Here is a 21,602-nt window from a genome sequence, read left to right as displayed (position 1 = left end):
GGTGCCATGGCTGGGCCCGACCGGAGAAACGGCCGGGGCCCGTCCGGAGCGCATGCCGGGAGCCGGCCGGGGGCTCGACGCGTCCGGCCCCCGCCGCCCGCGAGGGTGCCGGCCCCGGGCGTTCGAGGGGCCGTGTCCGGGGCAGGCCCCGGACGCGGGACGGACAGGGGCTACGGGGCTCCCCAGGGCTCCCGGAGCCAACAGGGCTGCTGGAGTCGTCGGAGCCCGGCCCCTGGGCCACCGGAGTCACCGTGAGCACCGGCACGGGCTCCGCAGGGCCCCGGGAGCGTGAGGGAGGCGTTTCTCAGAAGCCCGCGGGCTCCGTGTACACCCCCCACTCGTCCCGGAGGACACCGCAGATCTCACCCAGCGTCGCCTCGGCGCGAACCGCCTCCAGCATGGGGGCGATCATGTTGGAGCCGTCGCGCGCGGCGGCGAGCATGGCGTCCAGCGCGCCGCGCACCGCGGCCTCGTCGCGGCCCTCCTTGCGCGAGGACAGCTCCCGCACCTGCTCGCGCTCCACCTCGTGGCTGACCCGGAGGATCTCCAGGTCGCCGGTCACGGACCCGTGGTGGACGTTGACGCCGACGACCCGCTTGTCGCCCTTCTCCACCGACCGCTGGTACTGGAAAGCCGACTCGGCGATCTCCCCGGTGAACCACCCGTCCTCGATCCCGCGCAGGATGCCGGAGGTGATGGGACCGATGGGGTGCTGCCCGTCGGGGTGCGCCCGCAGTCCGCGCTCCTTGATCTGCTCGAAGATCTTCTCCGCGTCGGCCTCGATCCGGTCCGTGAGCTGCTCGACGTACCAGGAACCGCCCAGCGGGTCGGCGACGTTGGCGACGCCGGTCTCCTCCATGAGCACCTGCTGCGTCCGCAGGGCGATCTCGGCGGCCTGCTCGGACGGCAGGGCGAGCGTCTCGTCCAGCGCGTTGGTGTGCAGCGAGTTCGTGCCGCCGAGGACCGCCGCGAGCGCCTCCACGGCGGTACGCACGACGTTGTTGTACGGCTGCTGGGCCGTCAGCGAGACGCCGGCGGTCTGCGTGTGGAAGCGCAGCCACTGCGCCTTCTCGGAGGTGGCGCCGTACACGTCCCGCATCCAGCGGGCCCAGATCCGGCGGGCCGCGCGGAACTTGGCGATCTCCTCGAAGAAGTCGACGTGCGCGTCGAAGAAGAAGGAGAGACCGGGGGCGAAGACGTTCACGTCGAGCCCGCGGGAGAGTCCCAGTTCCACGTAGCCGAAGCCGTCGGCCAGTGTGTAGGCGAGCTCCTGCGCGGCCGTGGAGCCCGCCTCGCGGATGTGGTAGCCGGAGACGGACAGCGGCTTGTACGCGGGGATCTTCTCGGCGCAGTGCTCCATCAGGTCGCCGATGAGGCGCAGGTGCGGCTCCGGCTGGAAGAGCCACTCCTTCTGGGCGATGTACTCCTTGAAGATGTCGGTCTGGAGCGTGCCGTTCAGCACGGCGGGGTCGATGCCCTGGCGCTCGGCGGCGACCAGGTACATGCAGAAGACCGGCACCGCGGGCCCGCTGATCGTCATCGACGTCGTGACGTCACCGAGCGGGATGTCCTGGAAGAGGACCTCCATGTCGGCGGCCGAGTCGATCGCGACACCGCAGTGCCCGACCTCGCCGAGCGAACGGGCGTCGTCCGAGTCGCGGCCCATCAGCGTGGGCATGTCGAAGGCCACGGAGAGGCCCCCGCCGCCGTTGGCGAGGATCTTCTTGTAGCGCTCGTTGGTCTGCTCGGCGTTGCCGAATCCGGCGAACTGCCGGATGGTCCACGTACGCCCTCGGTAGCCGGTGGCGTAGAGCCCGCGCGTGTAGGGGTACTCGCCGGGCCAGCCGATCTGCTCGAAGCCCTCGTAGTTGTCCCCGGGGCGGGGACCGTACACCGGCTCCACGGGATCACCGGAGAGCGTGGTGAAGTCGGCCTCGCGCTTGCGCGAAGCGTCATAGCGGGCCTGCCAGCGTCGGCGGCCTTCCTCGATGGCGTGAGCGTCCATACCCTCGAATTTACTAGGACGTCCTAGTAAATGTCGATGGCAAACCGCCGTACGATGCCGTACGGCGGTTTGGTTCAGGCCTTGGCGACCGCGGGAGTGCCCTCCGCTACCTCGGACTCCAGCTCGTGGCTGATGCGCCGCTCCACGAAGAAGGCGGCCGTGGGGATCGTGCCCGCCAGCAGCACCCAGAGCTGCTTGCCGACCGGCCACTTCGCCTTGGAACCCAGGTCGAAGGCGAAGACCAGGTAGAGGACGTACAGCCAGCCGTGCGCGATGGCGACGACACGAGTGAAGTCCGCGGCGCCGTCGACGCCCAGGCCGTACTTGGCGATCATGCCGAGGCACAGCAGGACCAGCAGCACACCGGTGACGTAGGCCATGACGCGGTAGCGGGTCAGCACGCTCTTCTTCATGGCTACGAGGGTAACGACCCCATTTGCGCGATCTTCGCGCGCCCCCACGCCTCGCCGCCCGCCCCGGCCCGCGTCACCCCGCCGGGCGTCGGACTACTCGCCGTCGAAGTCGTGCGCGGCGACCCGCAGCGGCCGCAGCATCGCGAAGATCTCCCCGCACTCCTCGGCGTCGTAGGCCCCGAGTCCGAAGTCCATCGCCATCAGGTCGCGGGTGGCCGCGTCGCAGACCTCGCGGCCCTTGTCCGTGATGGAGGCGAGGGTGCCCCGCCCGTCGTTGGGGTTGGGGCGCTTGTCGACGAGTCCTGACAGCACCAGCCGGTCCACCGTGTTGGTGACCGACGTCGGATGCACCATGAGCCGCTCGCCGATCTTGGACATCGGCAGCTCGCCCGCCTTGGAGAAGGTGAGGAGCACCAGGGCCTCGTAGCGCGCGAAGGTCAGTCCGTACGGCTTGACGACCGCGTCCACCTCGGCCAGCAGGATCTGGTGGGCGCGCATGATCGAGGTGATCGCGGCCATGGACGGCACGGAACCCCAGCGTTGCTTCCAGTGTTCGTCGGCGCGGGCGATGGGATCGAAGGCAAGACTGAGCGGCTTCGGCACGCCAAAGACCTTACCGGCCGGTCACATCGTGGTCAGCCCCGTCTCGCGTTTCGGTATCCGCCCCCGCGACGGCCGGGATCAGGACCCCCTCGGCCGGCCCGGTCCCGACACCTTCCGGGCCTCTCCCCGCGCCCCGCTCCTCCCCCCGTTCGGTACGCCGCGCCGCCACCGCCAGGACCGCACAGACCACGGTTCCCAGCACGCCCGCGCCCACGACCGTCGCCCGCACACCGGCGAACTCCGCCACCACCCCCGACAACGCCATCCCCAGGCCCTGAACCGTCATCAGACCGGCCGTGTTCAACGTCATCGCGCGCCCGAGCAGTTCGTCCGGCACCGCCCGCACGAACCACTGGTCCAGGCCGAGGGTGTACGCGGATCCGGCACCCGCGAGCACCAGCAGGACCAGCGACCAGCCGAGACCGGGCCGCAGCGCGTAGCCGGCGTAGGGCAGCAGCGTCACGCAGACCAGCGGGAGCGTGAGCCGGTTCCGGGTGGCCGGCCGCAGCCGCGAACCCGCGAACAGCTCCCCCGCGATCGTGCCGACCGGCAGCGCGCACATCAGCAGACCGAGCCCCGTCGAACCGGCCCCGATGCCGTCGGCGTACGGCGCCGCCAGTGCCTCCGGGGCGACGGCGAACATCGGCGGCACCCAGAACAGCAGGAGCAGGACGAGCACCCTGCGGTCGGCGAGCACCTGACGGGCGCCGCTGAGGGAGTCCCGTACGAGAGCCTGCCCCCGGTGCGCCCGCGCGGGCCGCCGCCGGGTGCCGAACCGCAGCAGCACGGCGGAGACCAGGAAGGTGCAGACCGTGACGAGGAGCGCGTGGCGGGGCGACACGACGGTCAGCAGCAGCCCGCCGGTGCCGAATCCGGCCAGCAGCGCGCTCTGCGACACGATCCGGAGCAGGGAGCGGCCGAGCACGAACAGTTCCCCGTCGCCCAGGACGTCCGCGAGGGTCGCCGTCCGTGTCCCCTGGAAGACCGGAGCGACCAGGGCGAGCGCGGCCCGCATCGCGAGCAGCACCGCGATGGGTGCGCCCGGCACCACCATCACGGCCACACCTCCCGCGCACACCAGATCGCACACCACCAGGACCCGGCGGGCCGGGAAGCGGTCCGCGACGCCCGCGAGCAGGGTTCCGCCGATCAGATAGGGCAGAAAGCCGAGCGCGAACGTCAGGGCGCTCAGCAGCGGAGAGCCCGTCAGGTCGTAGACGAGGACGGAGAGCGCGATCTCGCTGACGACGAGTCCGAGCAGCGAGAACGCGTGCGCGGCGAAGACGGCGCGGAACTCGGGCACGGCGAAGACGGGACCGTAGCCGGTCGGGGCCGTCCCGGGGGTGCTCTTCGGGGCGTTCTCCGCGGGGCCCGCCGGCGCGGGCACCGTCGCCGCGCCCTGCTTCTCTGCTTCTGGCATGGGCGACAGCGTGCCCGGACGCGCTCCGTGCCCCGTAGAGTTTCGGCGTCAGCCGAATCTTCTGGGGTCGTGCCATGCCGTCACTGCTGCACTTCGGGGAGGACGACCTCCTCAACTGCCGCTTCGCGGTGTCGCCGCTGTGGGAGACCCAGGAGGCGGTGCGCACACTCAACCGGCCCGCCCGGTACGGCTATCACGCGCATTGGCTGCGCCGCATCCGCGCGGCCGCCGCCGGACTCGACCTCGCGCCGCTCTGGCTGCTGATGCCGCAGCGCGGCTATTCCCCCGACTGGCTCGGCCCGCCTCCGCTCGGCCCGGCGGCGAGTTTCGAGGAGGAGATCGCCGCGGTGCGCACGGCCGATCCCGCGGTGGCCCGCGAGGAGAGCGCACGCTCCCTCGCCGACACCCCCGGCGCGCTCACCTCACCGCGCGGCCGGGCTCTGCTGGCCGACCCGGTGCGCATGGTGCGGGAACTGACCGACCTGCTGGAACTGGCCTGGCACACCCTCGTCGAACCCGACTGGCCCCGGCTGCGTGCCCTGCTGGAGGCCGACATCGCCTTCCACTCGCGGCGGCTCGCACAGGTCGGCCTCGGCGGACTGCTGCCGGAGATCGACGGGCGGTTCGGCTGGCGCTCCCACACCCTGACCGTCGAGGTCGGGGCCCGGCACGAACGGCACCTGTCAGGACAGGGCCTGGTCCTGATGCCGAGCGTCTTCTCCTGGCCGGACGTGATCAGCGGCTTCGAACCCCCCTGGCAGCCGACGCTCGTCTACCCGGCACGCGGCATCGGCGGCCTGTGGGCCGAGCCGACGGACCGCACCCCCGACGCGCTCGTACGTCTGCTCGGGCGCGGCCGGGCCGCCGTGCTCACCGCGCTCGACGAACCGGGCACCACGACGGCTCTGGCCCACCGGCTGCGTCTCGCGCCGTCGTCGGTCTCCGCGCATCTCGCCGCCCTGCGCGACGCGGGCCTGCTCGTCTCGCGCCGGTACGGGCACCACCTGCTGTACGAGCGGACGCCGCTCGGGATCGCGCTGGCCTCGGGCGGCGGCTGACCCGGGGACGCTCACCACGCCACGCCGCTTCTCCGCCGTGATGTCCCGTTGTGCAACGATTGGTGACCTGTCGTCACCTTCGCGCAAGGGAGCAGCATGCCCCGGCTGATCCACACCCTCGCGGCACTCGCGGCGCTCGGGCTCGTGGCGGGCTGCTCGCCCGCGCCCGAGGTCGACGAGGCCTCCGCCGTCGGCGCCGCCTCGCAGCGGAGGGGAACCGCCGCACGCTCCCCCTTCTGGGTCGACCCGACCGGCCCCGCGGCACAGCAGATCCAGCTGTGGCGGGGGCAGGGCCGCACCCGGGACGCCGCTCTGCTGAAGCGGATCGCGGACCAGCCCGTCGCGCTGTGGCCGGCCGGCGAGACCGATCCGGGCCCGGCGGTCCGCTCGGCGACCGCGTCCGCGACCCGGGAAGGGCGCACGGCGCTGTTCGTGGCGTACGACATCCCGCACCGGGACTGCGGCCAGCACTCGGCGGGCGGAGCTGCGGACGCGGACGCCTACCGGCGGTGGATCGGCCTGTTCGCCGACGCCCTCGGCGACAGCCGTGCCCTGGTGATCCTGGAACCGGACGCGATCGCGCACATCGCGGACGGCTGCACGCCGGTCGAGTACCACGCCGAGCGTGAACAGTTGCTGAACGAGGCGATCGTCCGGCTGAAGCGCCAGCCGCGCACCAGGGTGTATCTGGACGCCGGGAACCCGGCCTGGATCCGCGACGCCGGGAAACTGGTCGAGCCCCTGGAGCGCGCCGGGATCGCGAACGCCGACGGCTTCTCCCTCAACGTCTCCAACTTCCAGACGGACACCACCACCAAGGAGTACGGCCTCGGCCTGTCCGTACGACTCGGCGGCAAGCACTTCGTCGTCGACTCCAGCCGCAACGGCAACGGCCCGCTGGAGGGCGCCTGGTGCAACCCGCCCGGCCGGGCACTGGGCACCCCGCCGACCACCGCCACCGGAGAGCCGGCCCTCGACGCCTACCTGTGGATCAAGCGGCCGGGCGAGTCGGACGGAGCCTGCGCGGGCGGACCGGCCGCCGGACAGTGGTGGCCGGACTACGCCCTGGAGCTGGCGCGCAACTCCGTCACATGACCTGGATCCACTTCGCCTCGGACGGCGTTCCCTGATCGTCCGTCACGAAGAGCATGTACCAGCCGGGCGGCACCAGCGTGGGGTCCTTCGGCACGTCGACGGTGACGGAGTTCCCGGTCTTCGTCAGCCCCAGCTCGATCGACCGCTGTTCGACGTCCGTGGTGTGGGTGACGGCGCTGGGGCGCATCAGCCGGGCCTTGGCGACCCGTTCCGGGTGATCGGTGGCGAAGGTCGCCCGGTGGCTCCGGTCGAGCGCTTCGGGGCCGTGGCCCAGCACCGGGCGGTCCTTGCCGTTCCTGTGCAGGGCGGGCGGGGTGAAGATTTCCATGCGCTGTTCGAAGTGGCCCAGTTTGGTGTTCCGCCGGTCGTCGAAGAGAGGGTCGGAGCCGAAGGTGGCCACACGGCCGTCGGGCAGGAGCAGCGCCTCGGAGTGGTAGTTGCGGCCCACCCGCGGGGACGCCGCCTCATGGAAGACGTTGCCCTTGGGGTCGTAGAACTGTGCCTTGAGGATGTTGCTGGCGCCGCGGCCGCGGTAGTCCTCGGAGCCGTTGGTCGTGAAGACGGAGTCGTCCGGCATGATCACGCTGTTCAGATAGCGCGTGCCCTGGGGAAGCTCGGGGCCGTCCTGGAAGGCCGGGCTGTCCTTCTTGAGGTCGACGACGGCGGTGCGCCGGGTGGACTTCTTGGACTCGCCGACGCCTCCGCCGCCGAGGATCATCACCTTCTGGTCCTGGGCGGGCGGGAGCAGGAGCGAGGCGGAGGTCTCCGTCTCGTCGGCGTCCCGCAGGCCGGGCACCTTCTCGAACGTGTTGGTCCTCAGGTCCCACAGGCCCGCCTCGCGGCCCTGGTCGGCGGGTCCGTATCCGGCGTTGGAGGCCGGGTAGAAGAGCTTGCCGCCCTTGGTGAGGAAGAGGGCCGGGTAGGTGGGGAAGTAGCGGTGGGGGCCGGGGCTCCACTTCTTGGTCCTCGGGTCGTAGATCTCGTTGTCGCCGGGGTCGATGACCCCGACGTCGTCGAGGCCGGAGACGGCGAGGACCCGCCCGTCGTCGAGTCCGACGAGGGTCGGGTACCAGCGGGCCTTGCCCATCGGGTCGACGGGGATGTACTTCTCGGCCTTCGGGTCGAACTCGTAGGCGGCCCTGATGCCCTGGAAGTCCTGCTTCTCCAGGGTGATCCTCCCGGAGAGGCCGTACGTGTTGGCGGCGTTCTCGCCCCGCAGACCGACGATCTCGTACTGGGCCTGCCTGTCGGTGACGGACCGCGGCCCTTCCTCCTCGGCCTCCACGAAGACGCGGGCCTCGCCGGCGGTGACCTTGGTCGTCCAGGGCTGCATGACACCGGCCCGGTCGTACGTGATGATCTGGTTCCGCTTGGCCCTGGGGATCGTCACGTCGAACCTGCTGGTGTAGTCGACACCGGCGGGTGAGCGGAAGACGGTGCCCTTCTTGAGGACGACGGCCTTGTCGGGGTTCTCGTTCTTCACGCGCATGCCGCCGCCGGCCCGACGGACCTCGCCGTCCAGCCGTTCGTAGCGGGCGGTGCCGCCCGCCACGAGCATCCTGCCGTCGGGAAGCTGGGCGTGCCCGGAGCAGAAGAAGTCGTCCGGGGTGGGGACCTTCTTGAAGGTGTCCGTCCTCGGATCCCACAGGACGGTGTCGAAGGACCCCTTGTCGAACTTCTTCTGTTCGTTGCCCGACCCGGCGACGATGAGCACCTTCCCCGTGTGCAGCAGGGCCGCGTGGATCGCGTTGGTGCGGTACCGCTCGGGGATGTCGATCCGGCTCCAGGAGCCGTACTTCGCCTTGTAGGCGGGCCGGGAGATCTTGTACTCGTAGTACTGCTCGCCCGCGAAGTCGAGCGCCGCCGGGGCGTTGAGTCCCGCGAGGACGGCGATTCCCGCGATGCCGAGCACCGTCTTCTTCGTCTTCTTCGAGGGCCGGTACGCCATGGCCTAGGTGCCTCCTGTCGTGGAGCCGGTGACCGTGATGGAGGTGCCGCCCGCGGCCGGCGCCGGTTCGTGGCTGTCGGGAACCCGGGCCGGGGGACGCCGTGTCAGCCAGGTCCGGCGCTCCTCGACCAGGGTGAGGACCCACACCGCGACCGGTGCGAGGGAGATCCCCATGGCCAGCAGCGCCCAGGTCCGCATGGCCGCGTGGGTGTGCCCGAGAACCACCGACGCGCCGAGCGAGACGGCGAGGAGTACGGCCCAGCCGAGGTGGACGCGGAAGGTCTGGAGCCGGTCGGGGCTGGCGTCGCCGCCCTTGGGGGTGACGACGAAGCGGCTGGGGCGCCGGAGCAGGGCCGCGCCCAGCGACTTCAGATAGATGGGGGCCGACAGGGCCGACATCGCCATGCCGGCCAGACCGCCGGATCCCTCGGGTTCGTGCGGCGAGACGTTGTGGCGCCGGTTCCAGAGGTACAGGCCGATCTGGAGGGCGGCGGCGTCGCTGTAGAGCATCAGCCACACGGAGGCCGTGACCTGGGTGCCGGAGGCCCCGAACCAGAGGAACAGGAAGCAGCTGAGGATGCCCAGCAGCCAGTTGACGGCCGTCATCGGGTAGTAGACGAGCATCAGGGTGTACGAGAACAGCCGGCCGCAAGGCATGGTGAAAGGCGCCTTCCAGTACTGCTTGAACAGGGTCTCGTAGGTGCCGCGCGACCAGCGCAGCTGCTGGGTGAAGAAGTCGGTCCAGGAGGACGGTCCCTCACCGACGGCGAGGACGTCCGGTGTGTAGACGGACCGCCAGTGCCTGCCCGTCCTCGGATTCCGGTGCAGATGCAGCTCGAACCCGGTGGCCATGTCCTCGGTGATGGAGTCGTACAGCCCCCCGACCTGCTTGAGGGCGGCGATGCGCACGACGTTGTTGGTGCCGACGAACATGGGTGCGCGGTAGCGGTTGCCGGCCCGCTGGATCAGGGCGTGGAAGAGGAACTGCTGGGACTCCGCGGCCTTGGTGACGCGGTTCTCGTAGTTCCCGTACACCTGGGGGCCGACGACGAACGCGACATCGGGGTCCCGGAAGTAGCCCATCATGCGCTCGAGGAAGCCGGGCAGCGGGACATGGTCGGTGTCGACCGAGGCCAGGAAGTCGTACGCGTGACCGTGCAGGGCGAGCCACGCGTTGTAGTTGCCGTGCTTGGTGCGGGCCTTGTGTCTTCCCTCGGGCCGGTTCCACTCGGGCACCCCGTTCCGGGTGAAGTGCCGCACCCCGAGCTCGGCGCAGAGGGCCCTGGCCCGCTCGTCGTCGCCCTCGTCGAGGAGCCAGACGTCGAGGGGGCCGGTATGGGTGATCCCGACCGCGCCTTCGAGGGTGGCGCGGACCGTGGCGAGGGGTTCCTTTCCCGGGACGTACGTGGTGAGGAAGGCGACCCGGGTCGCCTGAGCGGGGACGACGGGGACGGGGTCGCTCGCGACCATCGTCGCGTGGGCGATGCTCATGACGTTGACGACCATGAACAGCTCGATCAGACCGATGGCTATGAGCATGGTGACGTCGAGGGTGATCAGCCATCGCTCGCCGCCCTCGCGTTCCACCCAGTGCGTGGGCCAGACGAGGTAGACGAGGAGCGCGCCGGTGAGAAGGGGCGCGAGGACCATCAGCAGGACGGCTCGTATTCGGTGCGGTTCGCGCGACAGGAGCTTGGTGTACTGCACCTGGTAGGCCGTACCGGACGAAGGCTGGGTCAGAGGTCCGGCGAGTCGGCTGTAGGTGTCGTAGTCGTAGCCCTCGGGCCGCACATCGCCCTCCAGTGGTTGAACGTGTCAGATGATCGTTCTGGCTGGTACCCACACATAAGTGGAGTTTTCCCTACGTGTCGAACGGGGCGCGTCCGAAGGGGTACACGGGGCGTGCGGGCGGGTGGTCTTTCGCACCCGAGGCGCCCTCACCACTGTGAGCGCGGCCGCCACGACCGTCGGGGCACGAAAAAACCCCGGTCCAGGGACCGGGGTTCAGGGTGTGGGCTCCGCGCCCGGGGATCAGGACGACAGGTGTCGTTCCACCGTCTCCACCTTGGAGGTGAGACCGTCCGTCACGCCGGGGCGGATGTCCGCCTTGAGGACGACCGAGACGCGGGGCGCGCGTTCCTCGACGACGGCGACGGCCCGCTTGACGACGGCCATCACTTCGTCCCAGTCGCCCTCGATCGAGGTGAACATCGCGTCGGTGCGGTTGGGCAGGCCCGATTCACGGACGACCCGGACGGCGTCGGCGACGTACTCCCCCACGTCCTCGCCGACACCGAGCGGTGTCACGGAGAACGCGACGATCACGCGTTCACGACCCCTTCCTTGCGGGCGCGGGAGGCGATGACCGCGTCCTCGGCCTCGCGCCTGAGCCTGCGCTCGGCGAAGAAGCCGCCGGTGGGCAGGACGGAGAGGACGAAGTAGAGGACGCCGGTGCCGGCGCTCCACCGGGCCCGGTTCCAGGCGTCCGCCCAGAAGATCACGTACAGGACGAAGAGGACACCGTGGATCGCGCCCATCACGGGCACGGCGTTGAACTCCGTGGTCCGCTTCAGCACCGAGCAGACGAGCAGCAGCAGGAAGGAGACGGCTTCGGGGGCCGAGACCAGGCGGAGGCGTCGGAGTGCGGTGGCGGTCTTCATGTCCACGGGTCACCTTCGGTGGGAGTTTCGCTGTCGGGGGGAACGCTGCTTTGTGAACGCAAGCACAAGCGTCCCGGACATTGTGGCATCCACAGAGCGCGATCCCGGGTCCGGGGCCCCTCGGGGTCGTCTCAGGGGTGACATCCGTCCCGAGGCTCTGTCGGCGGTCCGGCGCTGCGGCTACCGTCACAGCGTGGCGATGTTTCGACTTCAAGGCAGCAAGGTGCTGGCCGTCGACGTGACCGGGGACGCCGTGAAGGCGAAGAACGGCTCCATGGTCGCGTACGACGGCCAGATGGCCTTCAAGAAGCTGAGCGGAGGCGGTGAGGGGATACGGGGGATGGTGACCCGGCGCCTCACCGGTGAGCAGATGACGATGATGGAGGTGAAGGGGCACGGCACCTGCTGGTTCGCGGACCGGGCCTCGGAGATCAATCTGGTGGGCCTTCAAGGGGACAAGCTGTACGTGGAGTCGAGCAATCTGCTCGCCACGGACGCGGGTCTGCGCACGGGCACGACGTTCACGGGGCTGCGCGGCGCCTCGCAGGGCAACGGGCTGTTCACGACCACCGTCGAGGGCCACGGCCAGGCGGCGATCATGTCGGACGGGCCCGCGGTGGTGCTGCGCGTCAGTTCCCAGTACCCGCTGACGGTCGATCCGGGGGCGTACATCGCGCATCAGGGCAACGTGCGGCAGTCGCTGCAGTCCGGTGTGACGTTCCGCACGCTGATGGGCGAGGGCGGCGGCGAGGCGTTCCAGATGCGCTTCGAGGGCGACGGGCTCGTCTACGTCCAGCCCAGTGAGCGCAACACGATCGCGGGGGATGTGTGACATGCCGTTCCGCGAGGTGAATTCGAAGGTGGTCGAGGCCACCGTGGTGCCGGGCCAGCGGCTGTTCAGTCAGCGCGGCGCGATGCTCGCGTACAAGGGCGAGGTGTCGTTCACGCCCAACATGCAGGGCGGGCAGGGCGGTGTGATGTCGATGATCGGCCGCCGGCTGGCCAACGAGGCGACTCCCCTGATGACCGTCGAGGGCGCGGGCACGGTGCTCTTCGGGCACGGCGGCCACCACGTCCATGTGATCGGCCTCACCGGTGACACCTTGTACGTCGAGGCGGACCGGCTGCTGGCGTTCGACGGGACGCTGCAGCAGGGCACGATGTTCCTGGGCTCGCAGGGCGGTGTGATGGGCATGGTGCGGGGTCAGGTGACGGGCCAGGGGCTCTTCACGACCACGCTCAAGGGGCACGGCGCGGTGGCCGTCATGGCGCACGGCGGTGTCTTCGAGGTCCCGATCACTCCGCAGCGGCCGGTGCACGTCGACCCGCAGGCGTATGTGGCGCACCACGGCGACGTGCGCAACAAGCTGTCCACGGCGCTGGGCTGGCGCGACATGGTGGGCCGCGGTTCGGGCGAGGCGTTCCAGCTGGAGCTGAGCGGGAGTGGTTCGGTGTACGTCCAGGCCTCGGAGGAGAAGCTGTGAGCGGGTACGGAGCCCCGGGCGGCCCGGTGATCCACGATCCGATGTCGCTGCCGGTCGACGACAACGTCAACAACTACACCTTCTGCGTGGAGCTCAAGGGGAGCCAGTGGTTCCTGCAGAAGGGCAAGATGATCGCCTACTACGGGTCGATGGAGTTCAACGGCATCGGGCACGGCCGTCTGGACCGACTTGTCCGTACGTCGTTCCATTCGCCTCTGCACGCGAGCGACTGGGTCGTGGCGGAGGGTTCGGGCAAGATGCTCCTCGCCGACCGGGCCTTCGACGTGAATTCGTACGACTTGGACGAGGGCAACCTGACCATTCGCTCCGGCAACTTGCTCGCTTTTCAGCCAAGTCTGGCACTCAAGCAATCGATCGTGCCGGGCTTTCTGACGCTGATCGGAACCGGCAAGTTCGTGGCCGCGTCCAACGGTCCGGTGGTGTTCATGGAACCCCCGATCCGGGTGGACCCGCAGGCCCTGGTCGGATGGGCGGACTGCCCGTCCCCGTGCCACCACTACGACCACGGGTACATGACCGGTGTGATGGGCGGTCTACGTGCGATGACGGGCCTCGGAGGGGCTTCCGGGGAGGAGCACCAGTTCGAGTTCGTGGGGGCGGGCACGGTGCTGCTCCAGTCCACCGAGATCCTGATGGCGGAGCAGGCCACGGGGGCGGTCCCGCAGCAGCCCGGAGTGCCCGGCGCGGGAGGGGTGCCCGGTCAGCACGGGCAGCAGGCCGGCGCACCGCGCCTTCCCGGACAGCTGGGGGACCTCCAGCGTCGCTTCGGGCTGTGAGCGGTAGTCTGCGGAGTGTGACATCGAACGCGTGCGCGCAGTCACACACACCCTCACTAGTTCGCCTTTCAACATTTTAGGTAGACTTCATTCATGGAGACCGAGACGGCCACGCGCTGGCTGACCGATGCGGAGCAGTGCGCCTGGCGCACCCACCTGGAGGTCAACAGGCTGTTGACGTACCAGCTCGAAAGGGATCTTCAGCCGTTCGGGCTGACGATGAACGACTACGAGATTCTGGTGAACCTCTCCGAGTCGGAGGGCGTACGCATGCGGATGAGCGACCTCGCGTCCGCCACCCTCCAGTCCAAGAGCCGCCTCTCGCACCAGATCACGCGCATGGAGAACGCGGACCTGGTGCGCCGGGAGAACTGCGAGTCCGACCGGCGAGGGCTGTACGCCGTCCTCACCGAGCACGGCATGGAGACGATGAAGAAGGTCTCGCCGCATCATGTGGCGTCCGTACGGAGGCACTTCATCGACCTGGTGTCACCCGAGGCGCTGGAGGACCTGCACAAGTCGCTGCGGCCGATCGCCGAGCACTTGCTGGGGCAGCGCGGCAAGCCGTAGCCCCCGTCAGAAGGTCCGGCGCGGCAGCCGGAGCTCGAAGAGCGCTCCGCCTGCGGGCGCCTCACCGACCGTGAGCGTCCCGCCGTGCCGTACGGCGACATCCCGGGCGATGGCGAGGCCGAGACCGGCTCCGCCGTCGTCCCGGCTGCGGGCGTCGTCGAGCCGTACGAACCGCTCGAAGACCCGATCGCGCTGACCGGCGGGGATCCCGTCCCCGTCGTCGGCGACGGTCAGCACCGCCCACGCGCCGTCGCCGCGCACCCGCACCTCGACCCGCTCCCGGGCATGCCGGCGCGCGTTGTCCAGCAGATTGGCCAGCAGCCGCCCCACCTGCCCCCGGGACCCGGCCACCTCCAGCTCGTCATCGGCCGCGACCGCGACCCCGGCCCGGCGTTCGCCCTCCTCCACCGCGAGGACGCCCAGGTCGAAGCGTCCGTCCACCGGCCGCTCCCCCGCGTCCAGCCGGGCGAGCAGCAGCAGGTCCGCGGCCAGCCGTTGCAGCCGTACGGTGTCCTCGACCGCGCCCGCCACGTCGAGCAGCTCCGGATGGGCGGCGCCCACCTCCAGCTGGGTCCGCAGCGAGGCGATGGGGCTGCGCAGCTCGTGCGAGGCGTCGGCGACGAACCGGCGCTGCCGCTCCACCGAGGCCTCCAGCGCGGCCAGCGTCTCGTTCGTGGTCCGGGCCAGCCGGGCGACCTCGTCGTGCGCGGCGGGAACGGGCACGCGCCGCGCGAGGTCCTGCGAGGCGGTGATGGCGGCCATCTCGCCGCGGATCCCCTCGACGGGGCGCAGGGCGCGCCGGGTCACCCGCCAGGTGACGCCTGCCACCGTCGCCAGGAGGAGCGGCAGGCCGATCAGCATCGCCGTCAGGGCGGTCCGGACGGCTCCCTGTTCGGCGGCGAGCGGGGCGCCCGCGTGCACGGTGAGGGTGACGTCCTGGGGGGTGGTGACCTCGACGGCCGCGAACCGGTACGCCGCGGTGTCGCCGTCGACGGTGGCGGTCCCCTGGCTGTTGCGCACGTCCTCGGAGATCTGCCCCACCGCGGGATCGTCGTCGTCCCGCCCGGCGTCGTCGTCCCCGCTGCCACTGCCACTGCCACTGCCGCGGCCGCTCCGCCTGCCGTGGTTGTCGTCCTTCCCGTCGTCGTCCCCGCCGTCGTCGTCCTCGGCGGTCACGGACGGGGCCGGGCTCGCGCTCGGGCTCCGGCTCGCGCTCGGCCGCACTGCGGAGACCCCCGTCCCGTCCACGCTCTCCAGGTCCTCGCTCGCGGCGACCAGCCCTCCCTCCTCCTCGGCCACCTGCACCGGGTGCTCCTCGGCGTCGCCGAGCTCCAGGTCCCCGTAGGCGATGCCCGCGGCCAGCTGCGAGGCCACGTGACGGGCCGCCGAGTCGGCCTGGGCGTCCGCCTGGTCGACGAGGTCGGCTCGCAGCGAGAGGAGCACGGCGGCGCCCGCGGCGACGAGCGCGACGGCGACCACGACCGTGGCGGCGAGGGTCGCCTTGGCCCGTACGGACCCGAACGGGCGCCTCATCGCGCGTCCAGGCGGTAGCCGGCCCCGCGCACGGTCCGGATCGTCTCGGCGCCGAGTTTGCGGCGCAGCGCGCTGACGTAGACCTCGACGATGTTGGGGTCGCCGTCGTAGGCGAAGTCCCAGACGTGTTCGAGGATCTCGGCCTTGGAGACGACCTCGCCCGCCCGGAGCACCAGGTGTTCGAGGACGGAGAACTCCTTCGTGGTGAGCGCGACTTCGTCCCCGTCGCGCAGCACGCGCCGGGCGGCGGTGTCGACCTCCATGCGGCCGAGGACGTGCACGGGCGAGGCACCGGCCTGCCCGCGCCGCCGCAGCAGCGCCTTGATGCGGGCGACGAGCACCACATAGGAGAAGGGCTTCGTCAGATAGTCGTCGGCGCCCGTGTCGAGTCCCTCGGCCTCGTCGTACTCGCCGTCCTTGGCGGTGAGCATCAGGATCGGGACGTCGTGTCCGGCGGAACGGAGCGCGGCGCAGACGCGGTAGCCGTTCATGCCGGGCAGCATGATGTCGAGAACGACGAGGTCGTGGTGTCCCTCGGCGGCCCGGTGCAGTCCTTCGAGCCCGTCGTGCACGACGTCCACGGCGTAGCCCTCGGCCCTCAGACCCCTCGCGAGCGACAGGGCGAGCCGCTTCTCGTCCTCCACGATCAACAGGCGCATGAGCACAGCGTCGCAAACCGAACCTGAAGACGGCTTCAGGTTTCTTCAGGCTGCCTTCAGCGTCCATCCCTCAGATTGGTCCCCGTCGAACCGCTCCGGCGGACCGACCTGGACGGAACAGCGGGAATCAGTGGATACCGGGAGGCTCTCCATGAAGCGCAACATCGTCATCGCCACGGTCGCGGCCGCGACCCTCATCGCCGGAGGCACGGCGACGGCCCTCGCCGTCACGGGGAACGACGCGACGGCACCGGCGAAACGGTCGAGCGTGCAGCCGGGGACGGACGACGCCCGGGACGCCACGGCCGAACGTACGGCCACGGCCACGGCCACGGCCACGGCCGAGGGTACGGGCGCGGCCGGCCGCACGGCCCTGACCGCGGAGGACGCCGTCACCCGCGCGCTGGCCCACACGCCGGGCACCGCCGTCGGCGCCGAACTCGACGACGAGCACGGCGCCGTGATCTGGGAGGTCGAGATCATCGACCCGGCGGGCGCCTGGCACGACGTCCGGGTCGACCCGACCACCGGCAAGGTGCTCGGCTCCCGGACCGAACACGAGGACGACACCGCCCGGGTACGGGCCGCGCTCACGGGCACCTCCGTCTCGGCGGCCGAGGCCGCCCGGGCCGCCGCGGCCAAGGGCACGGTCACCTCGATCGACGTCGACGACGACGGGACACGCGCCTGGGACGTGGAGACCCTGACGCCGAACGGCATCGAGCAGGAGTGGCGGATCGACCTCCGCACGGGCCGCATCACACCGGACCACGGATCGGACGCCGGGTCGGACGACGTGTCCGACGACCGGACGGCACGTGGATCGGACGACCGGACGGAGCACGGGTCGGACGACCGGACGGCGCGCGGGTCGGACGACGGAGCCGGACACACGTCGCACCATGGCGCGGGGCACGGGTCGGACGACAGTGCGGAGCGGGGGTCGGACGACGGTGCGGAGCGGGGGTCGGACGACGACTGACCGGCATCCGCGAGGGCGGCACCCACGTGTGGGTGCCGCCCTCGCGGGCTGCTCCGCCCCGCGGGGAGCCGCGCGTGGAGCCCCGGTGACCGCGGCGGTCAGACGCTGCTCGGCTCGGCCTCGGCCGTCGCGGCCTCGCCCGCCGGTGCGGGCGCCGTGGGCGTGGTCCGCAGCGCGATCATGCCCGCCGCCAGGGCCACCGCGCCCGAGATCGCGAAGCACCAGCCCAGGGACACCTGGCCCACCAGCAGGCCCGCACCGGCGGCGCCGCCGGAACTCCCGGCGTTCACCGCGGTGTTGACCCAGGCGCCGGCCTGGGTGCGAAAGCCGGGCGGGGCGGCCGCGTCGGCGATCAGGTAGGACGTCGTCAGGGCCGGGGCGACGAAGAATCCGGCGCAGACGATGGCCAGGGTCAGGGTGACGAGACCCGGAGCGAGCGCGGCGGCGAGCAGCGCTAGGCCGAGACCCGCGGCGAGCAGAGGCAGCCGTACGCCCGGGGACATCCGCCAGTCGACCGCGCCGTTCAGCAGGCCGCCCAGCGCGCTGCCCAGCGACAGTGCGGCGAGCACCCAGGCCACCACGCCCGCGCCGTGGTGGCGTTGCTCGGCGAACGCCATGACCAGGAGGTCGACGGCGCCCAGGGACAGTCCGACGCCGAGCGCGACGACGACGGGCTGGGCGAGTGCACGTCCGCCACGCCAACGGCGCCCGCCGTGCGCCGCCTTCGCCGCGGCCGGACGGACGCCCGCCACGACCGGGGAGAGGACGAACGCCAGGGTTCCTGACCACACCAGCAGGGCGCTCAGCGCGACCGCCGCGGCCGGCGGTGCCGTCTGGACGACCGCGCCGACGAGCAGCGGTCCGGAGACGAAGAGGATCTCCTCCACGACACCGTCCAGGCTGTAGGCGCGCTGCAACAGCCGCTCGTCCTGGACCACTTCGCCCCACACGGCACGCATCGTGGGGCCGAGCGGCGGCGTGCAGGCGCCCGCGGCGACCGCCAGCGCGCCGAGCGCCGCGGCCGGTGCGCCGGGGCGCCAGGCCGTGGCCGCGAAGGCCGCGAGCAGGCCCGCGTAGAGCGAGGCCATGGGGATCAGGGCACGGCGGGCGCCGTGCCGGTCGATCAGCGCAGCTCGCGCGGGCGACAGGAACACACTCATCGCGCCGAACAGCGCCATGACCGTGCCGGCCACGGCGTACGACCCGGTGGCCCGGGTGGTGGTGAGCATCATGGCAAGCGGGACGACGCCGTACGACAGACGGCCGGTCATGGCCGCGACGAAGGTGCGGCGGGCATGGGGAATGCGGAAGAGCGCGGCGTAGGACGGCCGCGAGGATGACGCAGACATGAAAGGAGTTCCTCAACAGCGAGGCGGGACAGGGGTCGCCGGAGTGCCGCGACGCCGCGGCCGGAATGCCGTCCGTGCGTCGCGAGCCTGGGCGGGCCCTATGCCAAGAGGAGGAACATGCCGCTCAACGTAACAGCGGGTGCGGGGAGTCGGCCAGGTGTTTCTCCCGGCCGTCCCGCACCCGCCGTCGGGGTGTGCTCGCTCAGGACTCCGTCAGGCCCTCGACCAGCGAGTCCGCGGCCCGGTAGGGATCCAGTTCGCCTGCCACGATGCGCTCCGCGAGGGCGCTCAGGCGGCGGTCCCCGTGGAGGTCGCCGATGCGTTGGCGCAGCGCGGTGACGGCGATCGTCTCGACCTCCTGGGAGGCCCGGGCGAGCCGGCGCTCGGCCAGCACGCCGTGCTCCTCCATCCACGCCCGGTGCTTCTCCAGGGCCTCGACGACCTCGTCGATGCCCTCGCCGCGCGCGGCCACGGTCTTGACGATCGGCGGACGCCAGTCGCCAGGACCTCGGGACTCACCGAGGCCGAGCATGTGGTTGAGCTCGCGGGCGGTGGCGTCGGCGCCGTCGCGGTCGGCCTTGTTGACGACGTACACGTCGCCGATCTCCAGGATTCCGGCCTTGGCCGCCTGGATGCCGTCGCCCATCCCGGGGGCCAGCAGCACCACCGAGGTGTCGGCCTGGGACGCGATCTCGACCTCGGACTGGCCGACGCCGACGGTCTCCACCAGGATCACGTCGCAGCCGGCCGCGTCCAGGACGCGGATCGCCTGGGGGGCCGACCAGGCCAGTCCGCCCAGGTGGCCGCGCGTCGCCATCGAGCGGATGTAGACGCCAGGGTCCGAGGCGTGGTCGGACATCCGGACGCGGTCGCCGAGGAGCGCGCCCCCGGAGAACGGCGAGGACGGGTCGACGGCCAGCACACCGACCCGCTTGCCCTGCCGCCGGTAGGCCGTCACCAGCGCCGACGTCGAGGTCGACTTGCCGACGCCGGGCGAGCCGGTGAGGCCCACCACGTACGCGTTGCCGGTCAGCGGGGCCAGCGCGGCCATGACCTCACGGAGCTGCGGTGCCGCGCCCTCCACCAGGGAGATCAGCCGGGCCACGGCCCGCGGCCGTCCTTCCCTGGCCTGGGTCACCAGCGAGGAGACGTCCTGCATCACAGCTCCGTTCACGAGAGGTCGTCGGTCGAAACGCGGGTCAGGCCTTGGCCACCCGCACGATCAGCGCGTCGCCCTGACCGCCGCCACCGCACAGGGCGGCCGCGCCCACGCCGCCGCCGCGCCGCTTGAGCTCGAGGGCGAGGTGCAGGACGACCCGCGCGCCGGACATGCCGATCGGGTGGCCGAGGGCGATGGCACCGCCGTTGACGTTCACCTTTTCCGTGGACACCCCGAGGTCCTTCATTGACTGGACCGCGACCGCCGCGAAGGCCTCGTTGATCTCGATCAGGTCGAGGTCCTCGACCTCCAGGCCCTCCTTCTTCAGGGCGTGCAGGATCGCGTTCGAGGGCTGCGACTGGAGGGAGTTGTCCGGGCCCGCCACGTTGCCGTGCGCGCCGATCTCCGCGATCCACTCCAGGCCCAGCTCCAGCGCCTTGGCCTTGCTCATCACGACCACGGCGGCGGCGCCGTCCGAGATCTGGGACGAGGTGCCGGCGGTGATGGTGCCGTCCTTGGCGAAGGCGGGGCGCAGCTTGCCGAGCGACTCGGCGGTCGTCTCGGCGCGGATACCCTCGTCCTTGCTGAAGACGACGGGCTCGCCCTTGCGCTGCGGGATCTCGACGGGTGTGATCTCCGCCTCGAAGATGCCGTTCTTCTGGGCGGCGGCCGCGCGCTGGTGCGAGAGGGCGGCGATCTCGTCCTGCGCCGGGCGCTGGATCCCGAGACGGGTGTTGTGCTTCTCCGTGGACTCGCCCATGGCGATGCCCTCGATGGAGTCCGTCAGACCGTCGTACGCCATGGCGTCGAGCATCTCGACCGCGCCGTACTTGTAGCCCTCGCGGGACTTCGTGAGCAGGTGCGGGGCGTTCGTCATGGACTCCTGGCCGCCGGCGACCACGATGTCGAACTCACCCGCGCGGATCAGCTGGTCCGCGAGGGCGATGGCGTCGAGGCCGGAGAGACACACCTTGTTGATGGTGAGGGCCGGGACGCTCATCGGGATGCCCGCCTTGACGGCGGCCTGGCGTGCCGGGATCTGCCCTGCCCCGGCCTGGAGCACCTGGCCCATGATCACGTACTGCACCTGGTCGCCGCCGATCCCCGCACGGTCGAGGGCGGCCTTGATCGCGAAGCCGCCGAGGTCGGCCCCGGAGAAGGACTTCAGCGAGCCCAGCAACCGTCCCATGGGCGTTCGGGCGCCCGCGACGATCACCGAGGTACTGCTGTTCGTTCCAGACATGAGGTGCGATCCCCTTACCGGCTTGCACAGCCGAGGAGTGAACGAGGGTTTACTGAGAATGTACTGAGCGGTAGGCCACCCGTCATCCGGCCCGCAGTGTGATCGCGCGCACGTTGCGTAACCACGCCGGGAGCGCTGCACTGACTAAATGCTGACGCGAATCGACCACATCGGGATCGCCTGTTTCGACCTCGACAAGACTGTTGAGTTCTACCGTGCGACGTACGGCTTCGAAGTCTTCCACTCCGAGGTCAACGAGGAGCAGGGTGTCCGGGAGGCCATGCTCAAGATCAACGAGACGTCCGACGGCGGCGCCTCCTACCTCCAGCTGCTCGAACCCACCCGCGAGGACTCCGCCGTCGGGAAGTGGCTGGCCAAGAACGGCGAGGGCGTGCACCACATCGCCTTCGGCACCGCGGACGTCGACGGAGACGCCGCGGACATCCGGAACAAGGGCGTCCGAGTGCTCTACGACGAGCCCCGGATCGGGTCCATGGGGTCCCGGATCACCTTCCTCCACCCCAAGGATTGCCACGGAGTACTGACAGAACTGGTCACTTCGGCGGCGGTTGAGTCACCTGAGCACTGACCTCCGTATATCTGGGCCGGTAGGGTTGGGGGCGG

The 21,602-nt window shown here is 71.0% G+C and carries 21 protein-coding genes; 8 read left to right on the top strand and 13 right to left on the bottom strand.

The features are described 5' to 3' along the window. Positions 1–304 precede the first annotated feature (304 nt). The 4 genes from ACWD68_RS06480 to ACWD68_RS06465 form a co-directional block, all read right to left on the bottom strand. Entirely contained in the window at positions 305–2,005 is a 1,701-nt protein-coding gene (locus ACWD68_RS06480) for an acyl-CoA mutase large subunit family protein (protein ID WP_451805335.1), read from the bottom strand. Positions 2,006–2,079: 74 nt separating this feature from the next. Beyond that, positions 2,080–2,418: a DUF3817 domain-containing protein gene (locus ACWD68_RS06475; RefSeq protein ID WP_451805334.1), complete on the bottom strand. Its 339-nt coding sequence runs from the start codon at positions 2,416–2,418 to the stop codon at positions 2,080–2,082. A 93-nt stretch (positions 2,419–2,511) separates the two neighbouring features. Then, entirely contained in the window at positions 2,512–3,021 is a 510-nt protein-coding gene (locus ACWD68_RS06470; RefSeq protein ID WP_451805333.1) for a MarR family winged helix-turn-helix transcriptional regulator, read from the bottom strand. A 10-nt stretch (positions 3,022–3,031) separates the two neighbouring features. Next, complete coding sequence (locus ACWD68_RS06465; protein ID WP_451805332.1) at positions 3,032–4,441, bottom strand: MFS transporter; 1,410 nt, start codon at positions 4,439–4,441, stop codon at positions 3,032–3,034. A 74-nt stretch (positions 4,442–4,515) separates the two neighbouring features. Here ACWD68_RS06465 and ACWD68_RS06460 point away from each other — a divergent pair, with 74 nt between their 5' ends. Continuing rightward, on the top strand, positions 4,516–5,499 hold the full coding sequence (locus ACWD68_RS06460) for a DUF5937 family protein (RefSeq protein WP_451805331.1): 984 nt from the start codon (positions 4,516–4,518) through the stop codon (positions 5,497–5,499). A 96-nt stretch (positions 5,500–5,595) separates the two neighbouring features. Next, entirely contained in the window at positions 5,596–6,594 is a 999-nt protein-coding gene (locus tag ACWD68_RS06455) for a glycoside hydrolase family 6 protein (protein WP_451805330.1), read from the top strand. Here ACWD68_RS06455 and ACWD68_RS06450 read toward each other — a convergent pair. From ACWD68_RS06450 to ACWD68_RS06435, 4 genes are all read right to left on the bottom strand, one after another. Beyond that, positions 6,587–8,542, bottom strand: coding sequence for a galactose oxidase-like domain-containing protein (locus tag ACWD68_RS06450; RefSeq protein WP_451805329.1), 1,956 nt, complete (start codon positions 8,540–8,542; stop codon positions 6,587–6,589). The genes ACWD68_RS06455 and ACWD68_RS06450 overlap by 8 nt on opposite strands. A gap of 3 nt (positions 8,543–8,545) precedes the next feature. Next, complete coding sequence (locus ACWD68_RS06445) at positions 8,546–10,333, bottom strand: glycosyltransferase family 2 protein (protein WP_451805328.1); 1,788 nt, start codon at positions 10,331–10,333, stop codon at positions 8,546–8,548. Between the two features lie 240 nt (positions 10,334–10,573). Continuing rightward, on the bottom strand, positions 10,574–10,867 hold the full coding sequence (locus ACWD68_RS06440; protein ID WP_328553354.1) for an MTH1187 family thiamine-binding protein: 294 nt from the start codon (positions 10,865–10,867) through the stop codon (positions 10,574–10,576). Beyond that, the gene (locus ACWD68_RS06435) at positions 10,864–11,208 is read right to left on the bottom strand and encodes a DUF3817 domain-containing protein (protein WP_451805327.1); all 345 of its coding nucleotides are present in this window, start codon (positions 11,206–11,208) and stop codon (positions 10,864–10,866) included. Before ACWD68_RS06435 ends, ACWD68_RS06440 begins: the two co-directional genes overlap by 4 nt. 193 nt (positions 11,209–11,401) lie before the next feature. On the opposite strand from ACWD68_RS06435, the gene ACWD68_RS06430 reads away from it, so the two are divergent. The 4 genes from ACWD68_RS06430 (at position 11,402) to ACWD68_RS06415 (ending at position 14,053) form a co-directional block, all read left to right on the top strand. Beyond that, the gene (locus ACWD68_RS06430) at positions 11,402–12,034 is read left to right on the top strand and encodes an AIM24 family protein (protein ID WP_451805354.1); all 633 of its coding nucleotides are present in this window, start codon (positions 11,402–11,404) and stop codon (positions 12,032–12,034) included. A 1-nt stretch (position 12,035) separates the two neighbouring features. Further along, the gene (locus ACWD68_RS06425; protein ID WP_451805326.1) at positions 12,036–12,686 is read left to right on the top strand and encodes an AIM24 family protein; all 651 of its coding nucleotides are present in this window, start codon (positions 12,036–12,038) and stop codon (positions 12,684–12,686) included. Then, a complete protein-coding gene (locus ACWD68_RS06420) occupies positions 12,683–13,483 on the top strand; it encodes an AIM24 family protein (RefSeq protein WP_451805325.1) in 801 nt (266 codons plus the stop codon). The genes ACWD68_RS06425 and ACWD68_RS06420 overlap by 4 nt, the downstream gene beginning before the upstream one ends. Positions 13,484–13,576: 93 nt before the next feature. After that, a complete protein-coding gene (locus ACWD68_RS06415) occupies positions 13,577–14,053 on the top strand; it encodes a MarR family winged helix-turn-helix transcriptional regulator (RefSeq protein WP_365879541.1) in 477 nt (158 codons plus the stop codon). A 6-nt stretch (positions 14,054–14,059) separates the two neighbouring features. On the opposite strand, the gene ACWD68_RS06410 is transcribed toward ACWD68_RS06415, so the two are convergent. Then, the gene (locus ACWD68_RS06410; RefSeq protein ID WP_451805324.1) at positions 14,060–15,586 is read right to left on the bottom strand and encodes a sensor histidine kinase; all 1,527 of its coding nucleotides are present in this window, start codon (positions 15,584–15,586) and stop codon (positions 14,060–14,062) included. Beyond that, positions 15,583–16,245, bottom strand: a complete 663-nt coding sequence (locus ACWD68_RS06405) for a response regulator transcription factor (protein WP_451805323.1) — start codon at positions 16,243–16,245, stop codon at positions 15,583–15,585. The genes ACWD68_RS06410 and ACWD68_RS06405 overlap by 4 nt, the downstream gene beginning before the upstream one ends. 151 nt (positions 16,246–16,396) lie before the next feature. On the opposite strand from ACWD68_RS06405, the gene ACWD68_RS06400 reads away from it, so the two are divergent. After that, positions 16,397–17,227 carry a PepSY domain-containing protein gene (locus ACWD68_RS06400; protein ID WP_451805322.1) on the top strand — a complete coding sequence of 277 codons (831 nt, stop codon included), beginning with the start codon at positions 16,397–16,399 and terminating at the stop codon, positions 17,225–17,227. 98 nt (positions 17,228–17,325) lie between these two features. Here the strand turns inward: ACWD68_RS06400 and ACWD68_RS06395 are convergent, their stop codons facing one another. The 3 genes from ACWD68_RS06395 to ACWD68_RS06385 form a co-directional block, all read right to left on the bottom strand. Next, a complete protein-coding gene (locus ACWD68_RS06395) occupies positions 17,326–18,576 on the bottom strand; it encodes an MFS transporter (RefSeq protein ID WP_451805321.1) in 1,251 nt (416 codons plus the stop codon). Between the two features lie 202 nt (positions 18,577–18,778). After that, positions 18,779–19,735, bottom strand: a complete 957-nt coding sequence (meaB, locus tag ACWD68_RS06390) for a methylmalonyl Co-A mutase-associated GTPase MeaB (RefSeq protein WP_451805320.1) — start codon at positions 19,733–19,735, stop codon at positions 18,779–18,781. A gap of 40 nt (positions 19,736–19,775) precedes the next feature. Next, positions 19,776–20,978, bottom strand: a complete 1,203-nt coding sequence (locus ACWD68_RS06385; RefSeq protein WP_451805319.1) for an acetyl-CoA C-acetyltransferase — start codon at positions 20,976–20,978, stop codon at positions 19,776–19,778. A gap of 148 nt (positions 20,979–21,126) precedes the next feature. Here ACWD68_RS06385 and mce point away from each other — a divergent pair, with 148 nt between their 5' ends. Next, complete coding sequence (gene mce / locus ACWD68_RS06380) at positions 21,127–21,567, top strand: methylmalonyl-CoA epimerase (protein ID WP_266762866.1); 441 nt, start codon at positions 21,127–21,129, stop codon at positions 21,565–21,567. Positions 21,568–21,602: the final 35 nt, after the last annotated feature.

The organism is Streptomyces sp. NPDC005141 (genome assembly GCF_053599975.1).
This window is presented reverse-complemented; position numbering and strand designations above follow the sequence as displayed.